The following is a 14,815-nucleotide window of genomic DNA, read 5'->3' on the forward strand; positions in this document are numbered from 1 at the left end:
GGAGCCAACTATACCCAACCCCGCTCCCGCGCGAGCCGCACCGCCGTATGACGGTTCTCGGCGCCCAGCTTGGAGACGGCCGACGAGAGGTAGTTCCGTACGGTCCCCTGCGACAGCGCGGCCCGCTCGGCGATCTCCGCGACGGGCGCCCCGTCGGCGGCGAGTTCCAGCACCTCGGCCTCCCGCGCGGTCAGCGGCGAGTCCCCGGAGGCGATCGCATCGGCGGCCAACTCGGGGTCGACGTAACGGTTCCCGGCGTGCACGGTCCGGATGATCTCCGCCAGCCGCTGCGCGCTGACCGTCTTCGGAACGAACCCCCGCACACCCGCCGCAAGCGCCCGCTTCAGATGCCCGGGCCGCCCGTGACTGGTGACGATCAGCACCTGGCAGCCGGGCAGCTCGGACCGCAGGGATGTGGCGACCTTCACACCGTCGGCGCCCGGCATCTGGAGATCGAGCACGGCCACGTCGGGCTCGTGCGCCCGCGCCATCGCCAGCGCCTCGGGACCGGACGCGGCCTCGGCCACGACCACGAGGTCGTCCTCCAGGGCGAGCAGCGCGGCGAGCGCCCCCCGGATCAGATGCTCGTCGTCGGCGAGCAGAAGCCGTACGACGGCGGTCATGCCAGGACCTCTTCCACACTCAGCGGCACCTCGGCCGTCACCCGGAACACATCCGCCCCGACCCGGCCCGCCTCCAGCGTCCCGCCCACCGCCGACAGCCGCTCCCGCAGCCCGGCCAGTCCGGACCCGCCGCCACCGGCAGGGGCCGAGGCCCCGTCGTTCTCCACGGTCAGCACCACGCTTCCCGCACCGGCCTCAAGTGCTATGTCACAGCGCACCGCGTCCCCGTGGCGCAGCACGTTCGTGGTGGCCTCCCGCACCACCCACCCGAGCACCGACTGGACTCCGAGCTCCAGCCCGCCGGCCTCCCCGCTCACCTCGCAGCGGATCCCGGCCGCACTCAACACGCCCTGCGCACCCGCGAGTTCGACCCCGAGATCGGCCCCTCGATACCCCCGTACGACATCCCGCACCTCCCGTTGCGACTCCTGCGCGATCCTTTGCACCTCGATCATCTGCTCCACCGCCTCGGGCCGCCCGCGTCGCGCCAGCTGCACGGCCAGCTCGCTCTTCAGGGCGATCACGGCGAGGTTGCGCCCCATCACGTCGTGCAGATCCCGCCCGAACCGCAGCCGTTCCTCGGCGACGGCGAGCCGTGCCTCGACCTCCCGGGCCCGCTCCGCCTCCCACAGCACGGACAGGGTCCAGGCGCCGCAGCGGCTGGCGAGCAGGGAGAAGGCCACCCCGAAACCGGTCAGTACGCCGACCATGGCGATCCCGGCGGGATCAGGATCGGGCCAGGCGAACGCGGCCATGAGCACCAGGGCGAGCACGGCGGACCGGCGCAGGAACACCCGCATGGACACGACCAGCCCGTACAGCAGCCCGAAGGGCATCAGCGCGGCACCGATGACCAGCCTGATCGTCACCGCGTCGGCCCCGCCCAGCGCGGCGAGGGCCAGAGTCAGGGCCAGTGCGAGGCCCATCAGGACGGCGGCGGGGCGCAGGGCGCGGACCGGTAGTTCGGCGCGGCCCAGGTAGTGGTCGAGCACGGGCCGGGTGAGCCGGTTGGCCTCCGCGCACTGCAGGGCGCTCACCAGGAGAAGCAGGACCACGACGACCGTCGGCGCGGGCCGCCGCTCGAGCCCGCCCACCAGCGGCAGTGCCAGCCAGGACAGGGCGAAGACCCAGGTCGTGACGTACCAGGTCACCAGGGTCTGCAGCTCGACCCGCTCGGCCTTGCTCCGCTCCCGCCAGTACCGCCGCTGCCACCCCCGTATCAGCACGAACACCGTTTCCCCGCCCCTCAGCGCCTCGGCTCCCACCGGAACCACCGCCGTACAGCAAACACCGCGAGCACGGTCCAGGCCAGGGCGGTCGCCACGGCGCCCAGCGCCTCGTACCCGCTCAGCTGTCCGGTCCAGCCGCCCCGGACCAGCCGGATCGCAGGGGAGAGCGGCAGCAGTTCGCAGACGGAGCGCAGCCGGTCCGGCAGGACCTCGGTGGGGATCGCGATGCCCGAGCCCATCATCGACACCAGCACCAGCGGCATCGCGGTGACCTGGGCGCTCTCCACGGTCCTGGTGAAAGAGGCGGTCAGCGCACCGAGCGCGGCACACAGCACCAGGCCCGACAGCACGCCCAGGACGGTGAGATACGGAGCGCGGGGCACCCCCGCGTCCAGCAGCACGGCGCAGCCGACGGAGAGCACGACGGCCTGCGCCAGGCCGATGCAGACGGCGGGCAGGGCGGTGCCGGTAAGAATCTCCACGTCGTCGAGTTCACCGGTGCGCAGCCGCTTGAGGACCAGTTCCTCGCGGCGGGCGACATAGGCGCTCACCAGGGACGTGTACACGGCGAACAGGAGGGAGAACCCGACCGCGGCCGTCAGCGTCACCGTGCCGATGCTCAGCCCCTGTGCCTTCAGGTCGATCCGGTCGACCGCGGGCCGCACGCTGAAGGGCAGCGCCAGCGGCATGAGCAGTGCCGTGACCACCGCACCGCGATTGCGCCCGAGCAGGGTGAGCTCGGCGCGGGCCAGCGCCCGCAGCCGCCGCCCGACCGGAGCAAGAGCCACCGCGTTCATGCCGCCACCGCCTTCTCCCGCGCGATCCCGAGGAACGCCTCCTCTAGCGAGGCCGACCGCACATCCAGCCCATGCAGCTCCACCCGCGCCCCCTCGGCCCACACCAGCAGCCGGGTGGCCGTCCGCTGCAACTCCCGCGTCCGCAGCCGTACGAGGTTCCCGTCCACCTCGTGCCCGCACACCCCCAGCTCACCGAGCGGCGGCAGGTCCCCCAGGAAGTAGCCGTCGGGCAACCGGAAGGAGATCCGTGAGGGCTGCGCGGCGGTCACCTCGGCCGGTGTCCCGGTCGCCGCGACGCGCCCCTCGTGCAGGATCGCGATCCGGTCGGCGAGCCCCTCCGCCTCCTCCAGGTAGTGCGTGGTGAGCAGCACGGTGGTGCCGCCGTCGCGCAGCGCCCGTACCAACTCCCAGGTGTCCCGGCGCCCTTCGGCGTCGAGCCCGGTCGTCGGCTCGTCCAGGAACAGCACCTCGGGCTCGCCGAGCAGCGCGAGCGCCAGGTCCAGCCGGCGCCGTTCACCCCCGGACAACTGCTTCACCCGTACGTCGGCCCGTTTCCCGAGCCCGACGAGCGCCAGCGCCTCATCCTCCGGCCGCGCCCCGCTCACACACCCCGCCCACATCCGCGCGGTCTCCGCGACGGTCAACTCGGACGGAAAGCCGCCCTCCTGCAGCATCACCCCGACTTTCGGCCGTACGGCGGCCCGCTCCTCGTGGGGATCGTGGCCGAGCACCCGCACCCGGCCCCCGGCCGGCCGGGCGAGTCCCTCCAGCAGTTCGACCGTGGACGTCTTGCCCGCGCCGTTGGTGCCGAGCAGCGCGAAGATCTCGCCGCGGCGCACGGAGAAAGAGATTCCGCGCACCGCCTCGAACCCGCCCCCGTACACACGCCGCAGGTCAGTGACCTCAATCACGTGTTCGCGTTCGTTCGTGTCCATGACTTCAGCGTCCCGGCGACCGGGACCCGGCAGCAGTGCGCGCTGTCATCACTCGGCATGACAAATGTCAGACGGACGGCAGGGAGAGACCCCGAACACGACGAAGGCCCCAGCCATAAGACTGGGGCCTTCAATCAGAGCGGACGACGAGGCTCGAACTCGCGACCTCAACCTTGGCAAGGTTGCGCTCTACCAACTGAGCTACGTCCGCATTGCCTCCGACCGGCTCCCACCGATCGGCGCGAGCACCAGCCTACCTGATCCACAACAGTGGTCCGGACCGGCGGTGCAGAGCGGGTGACAGGAATTGCACACTGCGCCTTCCCCCTGGAAGGGGGATGTTCTGCTACTGAACTACACCCGCATGTACTCCGTGAGCCGGGCCTTTCGGCCTTGCCCCTCGGCGTGCTCCAGACTCTAGCTGACCAGGAGGGGTGCAGCGCAAGTCGGTTCTCCCGAGGGGCCGGTGACCGGTCGTCGGGCGGCGGCTACTGCGCCGCGCTGAAGGCCTCGTAGACCTTCTTGGGGATCCGGCCGCGGGCCGGGACGTCCATCTTGTTGGCCTGGGCCCAGGCGCGGACGGCCGCCGGGTCGGGGGCGACCTCCGTCTGCCGGTAGGTCCGCCCCGACTTCGACCGCTTGCGGCCGGCCTCCACGTACGGCGCGAGCGCCTTACGCAGTTTCTTGGCATTGGCTTGATTCAGGTCGATCTCGTACGACTTGCCGTCGAGTCCGAAGGCGATCGTTTCCGCCGCTTCCGAGCCGTCGATGTCGTCAAAGAGAGTGACCACGACCTTCTGCGCCACGAATAATCGGTCCCTTCGTGCGGCACGCTGACAATTCATTTGTACAGTGCCCGACAATGCAATGTGAAGCCCGACTAAATCCTCCCGCGTGTCCGAGCGCAATAGGTTTCGTATGTCGATCCGGGATCTTTCCCGGAAATTTTCTGGAGGGACCCGCCGCCGCGGCGGATCGTGACAGGCGTCACGTAGATTCCTACAAGTCGACGCGCGTAGAAATTTTGTGCAGGTAGTCTGAAACCACTGCAGGAACCTGCTCCGCACCACACCACCGGGAGTGCACGTGGCACGCGTCGTAGTCGACGTCATGCTCAAGCCGGAGATCCTCGACCCCCAGGGCCAGGCGGTGCAGCGCGCACTGCCGCGTCTGGGTTTCGACGGCATCTCCGACGTACGTCAGGGAAAGCGATTCGAACTGGAAGTTGACGGGCCGGTCGACGAGGCCGCCCTCGCCCGCATCCACGATCTTGCGGAATCCTTCCTCGCCAACACCGTGATCGAGGACTTCACCGTCAAGGTGGAGGAAGTCGCGGAGGCCGCGAAGTGACCGCTCGTATTGGCGTCGTCACTTTCCCGGGCAGCCTCGACGACCGGGACACCCAGCGCGCGATCCGTCTCGCGGGCGCGGAACCGGTCGCCCTCTGGCACAAGGACAAGGACCTCCACCAGGTGGACGCGGTCGTCCTCCCCGGCGGTTTTTCCTACGGCGACTATCTGCGGGCCGGCGCCATCTCCCGCTTCTCGCCGGTGATGGAGACAGTCATCGAGCAGGCCAAGGCCGGCCTTCCGGTCCTCGGTATCTGCAACGGCTTCCAGATCCTCACGGAGGCCCACCTCCTCCCGGGCGGCATGCTCGGCAACGACCACCTGCACTTCATCTGCCGCGACCAGAAGCTGCGGGTGGAGAACGCGGACACCGCCTGGACCGTCGACTACGAGCAGGGCCAGGAGATCCACATCCCGCTCAAGAACATGGACGGCCGGTACGTCGCCGACGAGTACACCCTCGACAAGCTCGAGGCCGAGGGCCGTGTCGCCTTCCGGTACGTCGACTTCAACCCCAACGGCTCGCTCCGCGACATCGCCGGCATCACCAACGAGGCCGGCAACGTCGTAGGCCTCATGCCGCACCCCGAGCACGCCGTCGAGCCCCTCATCGGCTCCGGCCGTACCGACGGGCTCCCCTTCTTCACCTCGATCCTCAAGAAGCTGGTCAACGCATGAGCCGGACGCCTCTGGACACGGTCGAGCACGCGGCCGCGACCCCCGACGTCGAGCTGCCCTGGGCCGAACTCGGTCTGAAGAAGGACGAGTACGAGCGCGTGGTCGAGATCCTCGGCCGCCGGCCCACCGGTGCCGAGCTCGCCATGTACTCCGTCATGTGGTCCGAGCACTGCTCGTACAAGAGCAGCAAGGTGCACCTGCGCCAGTTCGGCGAGAAGGCGCCCCAGTCGGACGCCCTTCTCGTCGGCATCGGTGAGAACGCGGGCGTGGTCGACGTCGGCCAGGGCTACGCGGTCACCTTCAAGGTCGAGTCGCACAACCACCCGTCGTACGTCGAGCCCTACCAGGGCGCGGCCACCGGCGTCGGCGGCATCGTGCGCGACATCATCGCGATGGGCGCCCGCCCGGTCGCGGTCGTGGACCCGCTGCGCTTCGGTGCGGCCGACCACCCGGACACCAAGCGCGTCCTGCCGGGCGTGGTCGCCGGTATCGGCGGCTACGGCAACTGCCTGGGTCTGCCGAACATCGGCGGTGAGGTCGTCTTCGACGCCTGCTACCAGGGAAACCCGCTGGTCAACGCCGGTGCCATCGGTGTGATGCGGCACGAGGACATCCATCTGGCGAAGGCGTCCGGCGCGGGCAACAAGGTCATCCTGTACGGGGCCCGTACGGGTGGTGACGGCATCGGCGGTGCGTCGATCCTGGCCTCGGAGACCTTCGACGACGCCAAGCCGTCGAAGCGTCCCGCCGTGCAGGTCGGCGACCCCTTCCAGGAGAAGCTCCTCATCGAGTGCACCCTGGAGGCGTTCAAGGAGAAGCTGGTCGTCGGCATCCAGGACCTGGGCGCGGCGGGTCTGTCCTGCGCCACGTCCGAGCTGGCCTCCAACGGCTCCGGCGGCATGCGCGTCACGCTCGACGACGTACCCCTGCGCGACTCCACGCTCTCGCCCGAGGAAATCCTCATGAGCGAGTCGCAGGAACGCATGTGCGCGGTCGTCGAGCCGGAGAAGGTCGACCGGTTCCTGGAGATCTGCGACAAGTGGGACGTCATCGCCACCGTCATCGGTGAGGTCACGGACGGCGACCGCCTGGAGATCTACTGGCACGGCGGCAAGATCGTCGACGTCGACCCGCGGACCGTGGCGCACGAGGGCCCGACCTACGAGCGGCCGTACGCGCGCCCGGAGTGGCAGGACGCCCTGCAGGCGGACGACGCGGGCAAGCTCGCGCGGCCCGCGACCTCGGCGGAGCTGAAGGACCAGGTCCTGAAGCTGGTGGCCTCCCCCAACCAGGCCTCCAAGAAGTGGATCACCTCGCAGTACGACCACTTCGTGCAGGGCAACACGGTGCTGGCCCAGCCCGAGGACTCGGGCATGATCCGCATCGACGAGGAGTCCGGCCTCGGTGTCGCGATCGCGACGGACGGCAACGGCCGGTACGCCAAGCTCGACCCGTACGCGGGCGCGCAGCTGGCCCTCGCGGAGGCGTACCGCAATGTCGCCACGACCGGCGCCAAGCCCCTCGCGGTCTCCGACTGCCTGAACTTCGGCTCGCCCGAGGACCCGGCCGTCATGTGGCAGTTCGCAGAGGCCATCCGCGGCCTCGCCGACGCCTGCCAGCAGCTGGGCACCCCGGTGACCGGCGGCAACGTCTCGCTCTACAACCAGACGGGCGAGGCGGCCATCCACCCGACTCCCGTGGTCGCGGTACTGGGCGTGATCGACGACGTCGCCCGCCGCACGCCGGTCGCCTTCCAGGAGGAGGGGCAGCTGCTGTACCTCCTCGGCGACACCCGTGAGGAGTTCGGCGGTTCGGCCTGGTCGCAGGTGATCCACGACCACCTCGGCGGTCTGCCCCCGAAGGTCGACCTGGAGCGTGAGCGCCTGCTGGCCGAGATCCTGATCTCCGCCTCCCGCGACGGCATGATCGACTCCGCGCACGACCTGTCCGACGGCGGTCTGATCCAGGCGGTCGTGGAGTCGGCGCTGCTCGGCGGCAAGGGCGCGCGCCTGGTCGTACCCGACGGGCTGGACGCGTTCACCTTCCTCTTCTCCGAGTCGGCGGGGCGCGCGGTCGTCGCCGTGCCGCGCTCCGAGGAGGTCCGCTTCAACGACATGTGCGGTGCGCGGGGTCTGCCCGTCACGCGCATCGGTGTCGTGGACGGCGACAGCGTCGAGCTGCAGGGCGAGTTCGAACTGTCCCTGGAGGAGCTGCGCGAGGCCCACGAGGGGACGATCCCGGCGCTGCTCGCGTAGGCAGTGGTACGACGGTGAAGGCCCCGCCCGGATCATCCGGGCGGGGCCATCTCGGCTGGTCGGGCGTTCAGCGGACGTAGTTCTTGAGGATCTCCGTGTCGAGTTCGATGTCCATGGGGCCGGGTACGGACACCTTCTCGCCGAACTTCGAGGTCTGGATGGTGCGGTAGCCGCCGACCTGCCGGTCCGGGTTGCTGTGCACCGTGACCGTGCAGGAGTCCCTGTCGATCAGGAGGTACAGGGGGATCCCGGCCTGCCCGTACGCGGTCGGCTTCTCGTGCCGGTCCCGCCGGTCGGTGTCCGAGTCGTACGAGGTGACCTCGACGACCATGAGCGCGCCGTCCGGGTCGGCCCACTCACCCTGTCCCGCGAAGTGGGCCTCCGGCACGAGCACCGCATCCGGTTTCACCCTGCCTTCCCGATACGCCTCTACCCTGAGCCCTCGACCCTGGTACAGGTCCAGGTCAGGCCTGGTCTGCATACAGCGCCGGGCCAGCCAGGTGACGATGGTGTCGTGGTCTCCGTCCGCCACCTTCTTGACTCCGATCCGTCCGTTGATGAACTCCAACGTGACGGTCTCGGGGGCGGCGGAAGCGATCGTTTCGAACTCCTCCACCGACATCTGAGACGTGCGCTCGGCCATAACCGTCATGTTGCACCCCCTTCCAGGCGAAGGCGAGCATTGCCCGGTCCCCACGGAGCAGGGGCGGGTATCACCCGGTGATCACTCGCACGGGTGATCGGCTCCCTTTAGGCTCGCTGTCATGCCACCGGCCAAGAAACGCGCCCGTACGTACGACCCCGTCAAGATCCGCAAGGCCGTACTGGCCCAGTTCGGGAACGTACGGGCAGCCGTACGGACGCTGTCCCCCGAACAGCTCGCGCTCCCGACGGGGCTCGGCGAGTGGACGGTACGCGACCTCGCCGCGCACGTGACCATGGCTGTGGAGACCGTGAGCCGCAACCTCGGGCGCGACGAGCCGGCCAAGGCGGAACTCACCCTTGTGGACTGGCCGTTCGCCACGGCCGCCCGTGCCGCCGACATCGCCGACGGCACCCGCGACCTCGCCGGGGCCAACCCCGACCTGGACGCTCTCTACGCCCGCACCGCCGAGCGGTTCACCGAGGCCGTGGCCGGCGCCCCCGACACCCGCCTCCTCGCCGCCCGCACCGGCGTCATGACCCTCGCCGACTACCTGGTCACCCGCACCGTCGAACTCGTCGTCCACACCGACGACCTCAACGCCGCCGTACCGGGACTCGAGGTGCCGTACGACCGCCAGGCCCTCGCCGCCTGCACCCGGCTGCTCGCCGACGCCCTGGCCGCGAAGGCGCCCGGCGGTTCCACCGAGGTGCGGATCCCGCCGTACGCCGTCGTGCAGTGCATCGAGGGCCCCCGGCACACCCGTGGCACCCCGCCGAACGTCGTCGAGACCGACCCGCTGACCTGGATCCGGCTCGCGACCGGGCGGGTGACCTGGGCGGATGCCGTCCAGGAGGCCAAGGTCAGCGCCAGTGGCGAGCGGGCGGACCTGGGCGGGCTGCTGCCGCTGATGAAGTGAACGGGGGGAACCGGTCTTCCGTCCCTTTCGTCCCATCGGCATGGACAAACAGCGACTCACCCTCGCCGTCCTGACCGTCCTTCCGCTGGTCATGGCGTGCGGAAGCGACACGGGCAGCACCTCCGCCGCCTCCCAGGTGTCCGGCGTCCACTGGAAGGTCGACAGCGTCACCGTGGGCGGCACCACCCGGCGCGCGCCCGCCGACGCCGACCTCCGGATCCGCGCGGACGGAACCGCCGTGGGTGACTACGGCTGCAACGAGTTCGGCGCGAAAGCCGCCTTCAAGGACCACCGGGTCGAACTGACGAACGCCCGCCAGACCCTGATGGCCTGCGAGCCCCGGCGCATGGCCTTCGAGCGGGCCCTCGCCGCCACCCTCATCGACCACTCGCTCACGGTCGCGACCAAGGGCGACGGCCTGACGCTCACCACCCACGACGGCGACCGCATCCGGCTGACCAAGGAGAAGGACGCCCCGCTGTACGGGACGAAGTGGACGATCACCGCACTCGGCGACTCCAACGGCACGGCGGCCGGCCTGCCGCGGCAGCAGACGGAGTCCGCGTACCTCACCTTCGACAAGAAGTCCGGCAAGGTCACCGGCCGCCTCGGCTGCAACCACGTCACCGCGAACGCCACGGTCCGCGACGGACATATCACCCTCGGCGCCCCGTCCACCACACGAATGATGTGCGACACCTCACTCATGCATACGGAGAAGGGCCTCCTGCGCCTCTTCGGCGGCACCGTGAGCTACGGGTTGGATCAGCAAACCCTCACGCTGACCAGCGCAAACGGAGAAACCGCCAAGGCGGTCGCCGGGCGGTGATCCATCAGGGGCAGCTGTCCCCAATTCGGACCAGTGGTCGATCTCGCCTACACTCGGTGGCGTGCCACGTGGTGACGGTCGACTCAATCATGATCTGCTCCCCGGTGAGAAGGGCCCCCAGGACGCGTGCGGCGTCTTCGGAGTCTGGGCTCCCGGTGAAGAGGTCGCCAAGCTCACTTACTTCGGGCTCTACGCCCTCCAGCATCGGGGCCAGGAATCCGCGGGAATCGCGGTCAGCAACGGCTCCCAGATCCTCGTCTTCAAGGACATGGGCCTCGTCTCCCAGGTCTTCGACGAGACCTCGCTCGGTTCGCTCCAGGGTCATATCGCGGTCGGTCACGCCCGCTACTCGACCACCGGCGCCTCCGTGTGGGAGAACGCCCAGCCGACGTTCCGCGCCACCGCGCACGGCTCCATCGCGCTCGGCCACAACGGCAACCTGGTCAACACGGCGCAGCTCGCCGAGATGGTCGCCGACCTCCCGAAGAAGGAGGGCGGCCGTACGCCTCGCGTGGCGGCCACCAACGACACCGACCTCCTGACGGCCCTGCTCGCCGCCCAGGAGGACGCCGACGGCAAGCCGCTGACCATCGAGGAGGCCGCCCACACGGTCCTGCCGCAGGTCAAGGGCGCCTTCTCCCTCGTCTTCATGGACGAGCACACCCTGTACGCGGCCCGCGACCCGCAGGGCATCCGCCCGCTGGTCCTCGGCCGCCTGGAGCGCGGCTGGGTGGTCGCCTCCGAGTCCGCCGCCCTCGACATCTGTGGCGCCAGCTACGTCCGCGAGATCGAGCCGGGCGAGTTCGTGGCCATCGACGAGAACGGTCTGCGCACCTCCCGATTCGCGGAAGCGAAGCCCAAGGGCTGTGTCTTCGAGTACGTCTACCTGGCCCGTCCGGACACCGACATCGCCGGCCGGAACGTGTACCTCTCCCGCGTGGAGATGGGCCGCAAGCTCGCCAAGGAAGCCCCGGTCGAGGCCGACCTGGTCATAGCGACCCCGGAGTCCGGCACCCCGGCCGCCATCGGCTACGCGGAGGCCTCCGGCATCCCCTTCGGCGCGGGCCTCGTGAAGAACGCGTACGTCGGCCGGACCTTCATCCAGCCCTCGCAGACGATCCGCCAGCTCGGCATCCGTCTGAAGCTGAACCCGCTGAAGGAAGTCATCAAGGGCAAGCGCCTGGTGGTCGTCGACGACTCGATCGTGCGCGGCAACACCCAGCGGGCCCTGGTGCGCATGCTCCGCGAGGCGGGCGCGGCGGAGGTCCACATCCGGATCTCCTCGCCGCCCGTGAAGTGGCCCTGCTTCTTCGGCATCGACTTCGCCACCCGCGCCGAGCTCATCGCCAACGGCATGACCATCGACGAGATCGGCACCTCGCTGGGCGCCGACTCCCTGGCGTACATCTCCATCGACGGCATGATCGAGGCGACCACCATCGCCAAGCCGAACCTGTGCCGCGCCTGCTTCGACGGCGAGTACCCGATGGAGCTCCCGGACCCCGAGCTGCTCGGCAAGCAGCTCCTGGAGACCGAGCTGGCCGCGGGTCCCGCAGCCACGGCCGCGGCCGACGCGATCCGTCGCCCGTAAAGCCCGTCATACCTGCCGTACGACACGAAAGTTCTCACTAGCCATGTCTGAGACAACTGGTGCCAGCTACGCAGCCGCGGGCGTCGACATCGAAGCGGGCGACCGCGCGGTCGAGCTGATGAAGGAGTGGGTGAAGAAGACGCAGCGCCCCGAGGTCCTCGGCGGCCTCGGCGGTTTCGCCGGCCTCTTCGACGCCTCCGCCCTCAAGCGCTTCGAGCGTCCCCTCCTCGCCTCCGCCACCGACGGCGTGGGCACCAAGGTCGACATCGCGCGCCAGCTCGGTGTGTACGACACCATCGGCCACGACCTGGTCGCGATGGTCATGGACGACATCGTGGTGTGCGGCGCCGAGCCGCTGTTCATGACCGACTACATCTGCGTCGGCAAGGTCCACCCCGAGCGGGTGGCCGCGATCGTCAAGGGCATCGCGGAGGGCTGTGTGCTGGCCGGCTGCGCCCTGGTGGGCGGCGAGACGGCCGAACACCCGGGGCTGCTCGGCCCGGACGACTTCGACGTCGCCGGCGCCGGTACGGGCGCGGTGGAGGCCGACCGGCTGCTGGGCCCGGATCGCATCCGTACGGGTGACACGGTGATCGCCATGGCGGCCTCCGGGCTTCACTCGAACGGGTACTCGCTCGTCCGGCATGTCCTGCTGAACCAGGCGGGCCTGGCGCTGGACGCGCAGATCGAGGAGTTCGGCCGCACCCTCGGCGAGGAACTGCTGGAGCCCACCAAGATCTACTCGCTGGACTGCCTGGCCCTGACCCGTACCACCGAGGTGCACGCGTTCAGCCATGTCACGGGTGGCGGCCTCGCCGCGAACCTCGCCCGTGTCGTCCCCGACGACCTGCACGCGATCGTCGACCGCTCCACCTGGACCCCGGCCCCGGTCTTCGACCTCGTCGGCAGGACGGGCCAGGTCGAGCGCCTGGAGCTGGAGAAGACCCTCAACATGGGCGTGGGCATGATCGCCATCGTCCCCGAGGAGTCCACGGACGTGGCCCTGGCGACGCTGGCCGACCGCGGGGTCGAGGCATGGGTCGCCGGAGAGATCACCGAGCGCGGCGATCACAAGACCGGCGCGGCCCTCGTGGGGGACTACAGCGCCTGACGGTGGCGACAGCAGCGCAAAACCCGGTCCGGTGGTGTGGACCACTCCCGGACCGGGTCAAGCACAGCTCAGTGCGTCAAGCGCCGCGGCGATGTTGCGACGACGGACCGGACTGATCGTCCTCGTCCTCATCGTCGTCGTTGTAGAGATCCGCGTACTGGGCGTACGGGTCGTCTTCGTCTTCGTCGTCCTCGAACGGCTCGCCGTTCGGCGGCTGGCTCGAAGTCGAAGCGCCCAGCTCGCTGGCCAGACGCGACAGGTCAGTCCCGCCGCTGTTGTACTTCAGCTGGCGGGCGACCTTCGTCTGCTTGGCCTTGGCCCGGCCGCGCCCCATGGCTCGACCCCCTCGGTGACGGGGCTCGACGGCCCCAGAGTCTTGACACGCGTTCATGATCTGGAACGGGCTCTCCGCGGAGAGACCGGTCCGTAGGGCTTCCACGGTACCTGAGCCCGCGCCCATACGGTACGTCGCCCGCAGGACGGGCCCGGGTCCAGGACCCTCGGGGCGCCCCGTCCCCGCTGGTCAACCGCGATTTTAACCACTTCTCGGCAGGCGACCCGCCGACGAACGTGAGAGTTCTCTCTAAGTGTGCGCCGACGGGTACCGGCCAAACCTCCCGAAGGTCAGAGGCTGCGTCCTGCGGCCGCCTCGTGCATCCGCTGCTCGGCGATCCGGTCGGCCGCCGCGGCCGGCGGAATCCCGTCCGTCTTCGCACGTGCGAATATGGCCAGCGTGGTGTCGAAGATCTTCGCCGCCTTCGCCTTGCACCGGTCGAAGTCGAAGCCGTGCAGCTCGTCGGCGACCTGGATGACGCCGCCGGCGTTCACCACGTAGTCCGGCGCGTAGAGGATCCCGCGGTCGGCGAGGTCCTTCTCGACGCCCGGGTGGGCGAGCTGGTTGTTGGCGGCACCGCAGACGATCCTCGCGGTCAGCGCGGGCACGGTGTCGTCGTTCAGGGCACCGCCGAGCGCGCAGGGGGCGTAGATGTCCAGGCCCTCGACGCGGATCAGGGTCGCGGTGTCGGCGACGGCGCTCACGCCCTGCGGGTGTGCCGCGAGGATCCGCCCCACGGCCTCCTCGCGCACATCGGTGATGACGACCTCGGCGCCCTCGTCGCGCAGGTGCCGGACCAGGTGGTGGCCGACCTTGCCGACGCCCGCGATGCCCACCTTGCGGCCGCGCAGCGAGGGGTCGCCCCACAGGTGCTGGGCGCTGGCACGCATGCCCTGGTAGACGCCGAAGGCGGTGAGGACGGAGGAATCGCCCGCGCCGCCGTTCTCCGGGGACCGTCCGGTCGTCCAGCGGCACTCCCGGGCCACGACGTCCATGTCGGCGACGTACGTACCGACGTCGCACGCGGTCACGTAGCGGCCGCCGAGGGAGGCGACCATGCGCCCGTAGGCGAGCAGCAGCTCCTCGGTCTTGTCCCTCTCGGGGTCGCCGATGATCACGGCCTTGCCGCCGCCGTGGTCGAGACCGGCCATGGCGTTCTTGTACGACATCCCGCGCGCGAGGTTGAGCGCGTCGGCGACGGCCTCCGCCTCGTTCGCGTACGGGTAGAAGCGGGTACCGCCGAGGGCGGGGCCCAGCGCGGTGTTGTGGATGGCGATGACGGCCTTGAGACCGCTGGCGCGGTCCTGGCAGAGCACGACTTGCTCATGTCCGCCCTGGTCCGAGTGGAACAGGGTGTGCAGTACATCAGCAGGTGCGCCGGTTACGTCGGTCACTGTGGTGACTCCTGAAGTAGCTAGCGGCGGTTGGAGATCAGCTCCCTGGGGGTCCCCCCACGCTTTTGGCTGAGGGGGAGGGTGGCGGGTGCTGTGAGCATGAGATTAGAGCCTGGGCGCCCCCGTCA

The 14,815-nt window shown here is 69.8% G+C and carries 15 protein-coding genes and 2 tRNA genes; 7 read left to right on the plus strand and 10 right to left on the minus strand.

Annotated elements, in window-relative coordinates; translation table 11 throughout:
• Positions 1–8: 8 nt before the first annotated feature.
• The 7 genes from ABD355_RS27505 to ABD355_RS27535 all read right to left on the minus strand — a co-directional run bounded on the left by ABD355_RS27505 (position 9) and on the right by ABD355_RS27535 (position 4,390).
• Positions 9–623, minus strand: a complete 615-nt coding sequence (locus ABD355_RS27505; RefSeq protein WP_344403368.1) for a response regulator — start codon at positions 621–623, stop codon at positions 9–11.
• Complete coding sequence (locus tag ABD355_RS27510) at positions 620–1,888, minus strand: sensor histidine kinase (RefSeq protein WP_344403479.1); 1,269 nt, start codon at positions 1,886–1,888, stop codon at positions 620–622. The genes ABD355_RS27505 and ABD355_RS27510 overlap by 4 nt, the downstream gene beginning before the upstream one ends.
• Positions 1,870–2,649: an ABC transporter permease gene (locus ABD355_RS27515; protein ID WP_344403369.1), complete on the minus strand. Its 780-nt coding sequence runs from the start codon at positions 2,647–2,649 to the stop codon at positions 1,870–1,872. The genes ABD355_RS27510 and ABD355_RS27515 overlap by 19 nt, the downstream gene beginning before the upstream one ends.
• Complete coding sequence (locus ABD355_RS27520) at positions 2,646–3,584, minus strand: ABC transporter ATP-binding protein (protein ID WP_344403371.1); 939 nt, start codon at positions 3,582–3,584, stop codon at positions 2,646–2,648. The genes ABD355_RS27515 and ABD355_RS27520 overlap by 4 nt, the downstream gene beginning before the upstream one ends.
• Positions 3,585–3,722: 138 nt before the next feature.
• Positions 3,723–3,795, minus strand: a tRNA-Gly gene (locus ABD355_RS27525).
• A gap of 81 nt (positions 3,796–3,876) precedes the next feature.
• Positions 3,877–3,948 (minus strand) — tRNA-Gly (locus ABD355_RS27530).
• A gap of 124 nt (positions 3,949–4,072) precedes the next feature.
• Complete coding sequence (locus ABD355_RS27535; RefSeq protein WP_099929933.1) at positions 4,073–4,390, minus strand: histone-like nucleoid-structuring protein Lsr2; 318 nt, start codon at positions 4,388–4,390, stop codon at positions 4,073–4,075.
• A 280-nt stretch (positions 4,391–4,670) separates the two neighbouring features.
• Between ABD355_RS27535 and purS the strand changes: the two genes are divergently transcribed.
• The 3 genes from purS to purL are packed head-to-tail and all read left to right on the plus strand — an operon-like array spanning position 4,671 to position 7,866.
• The gene (gene purS, locus ABD355_RS27540) at positions 4,671–4,934 is read left to right on the plus strand and encodes a phosphoribosylformylglycinamidine synthase subunit PurS (RefSeq protein ID WP_007383088.1); all 264 of its coding nucleotides are present in this window, start codon (positions 4,671–4,673) and stop codon (positions 4,932–4,934) included.
• Positions 4,931–5,611, plus strand: a complete 681-nt coding sequence (gene purQ / locus ABD355_RS27545) for a phosphoribosylformylglycinamidine synthase subunit PurQ (RefSeq protein ID WP_344403373.1) — start codon at positions 4,931–4,933, stop codon at positions 5,609–5,611. The genes purS and purQ overlap by 4 nt, the downstream gene beginning before the upstream one ends.
• The gene (purL, locus tag ABD355_RS27550; RefSeq protein ID WP_344403374.1) at positions 5,608–7,866 is read left to right on the plus strand and encodes a phosphoribosylformylglycinamidine synthase subunit PurL; all 2,259 of its coding nucleotides are present in this window, start codon (positions 5,608–5,610) and stop codon (positions 7,864–7,866) included. The genes purQ and purL overlap by 4 nt, the downstream gene beginning before the upstream one ends.
• Positions 7,867–7,933: 67 nt before the next feature.
• Here the strand turns inward: purL and ABD355_RS27555 are convergent, their stop codons facing one another.
• Positions 7,934–8,518, minus strand: coding sequence for a Uma2 family endonuclease (locus tag ABD355_RS27555; protein WP_344403375.1), 585 nt, complete (start codon positions 8,516–8,518; stop codon positions 7,934–7,936).
• Between the two features lie 112 nt (positions 8,519–8,630).
• On the opposite strand from ABD355_RS27555, the gene ABD355_RS27560 reads away from it, so the two are divergent.
• The 4 genes from ABD355_RS27560 to purM all read left to right on the plus strand — a co-directional run bounded on the left by ABD355_RS27560 (position 8,631) and on the right by purM (position 12,959).
• Positions 8,631–9,428 (plus strand): maleylpyruvate isomerase family mycothiol-dependent enzyme, encoded by a 798-nt coding sequence (locus tag ABD355_RS27560; RefSeq protein WP_344403376.1) that lies wholly within the window; start codon positions 8,631–8,633, stop codon positions 9,426–9,428.
• Positions 9,429–9,468: 40 nt separating this feature from the next.
• Entirely contained in the window at positions 9,469–10,257 is a 789-nt protein-coding gene (locus ABD355_RS27565; protein WP_344403377.1) for an META domain-containing protein, read from the plus strand.
• 61 nt (positions 10,258–10,318) lie between these two features.
• A complete protein-coding gene (gene purF, locus ABD355_RS27570) occupies positions 10,319–11,848 on the plus strand; it encodes an amidophosphoribosyltransferase (RefSeq protein ID WP_266957334.1) in 1,530 nt (509 codons plus the stop codon).
• Between the two features lie 43 nt (positions 11,849–11,891).
• Entirely contained in the window at positions 11,892–12,959 is a 1,068-nt protein-coding gene (gene purM, locus ABD355_RS27575) for a phosphoribosylformylglycinamidine cyclo-ligase (protein WP_344403379.1), read from the plus strand.
• Positions 12,960–13,035: 76 nt separating this feature from the next.
• Here the strand turns inward: purM and ABD355_RS27580 are convergent, their stop codons facing one another.
• Together ABD355_RS27580 and ABD355_RS27585 are read right to left on the minus strand one after the other, a co-directional pair.
• Complete coding sequence (locus ABD355_RS27580) at positions 13,036–13,293, minus strand: DUF3073 family protein (RefSeq protein WP_115907239.1); 258 nt, start codon at positions 13,291–13,293, stop codon at positions 13,036–13,038.
• A 290-nt stretch (positions 13,294–13,583) separates the two neighbouring features.
• Positions 13,584–14,687 carry a Leu/Phe/Val dehydrogenase gene (locus ABD355_RS27585; RefSeq protein ID WP_344403380.1) on the minus strand — a complete coding sequence of 368 codons (1,104 nt, stop codon included), beginning with the start codon at positions 14,685–14,687 and terminating at the stop codon, positions 13,584–13,586.
• Positions 14,688–14,815 lie beyond the last annotated feature (128 nt).

The organism is Streptomyces longisporus, from assembly GCF_039532765.1.
Classification (GTDB): domain Bacteria; phylum Actinomycetota; class Actinomycetes; order Streptomycetales; family Streptomycetaceae; genus Streptomyces; species Streptomyces longisporus.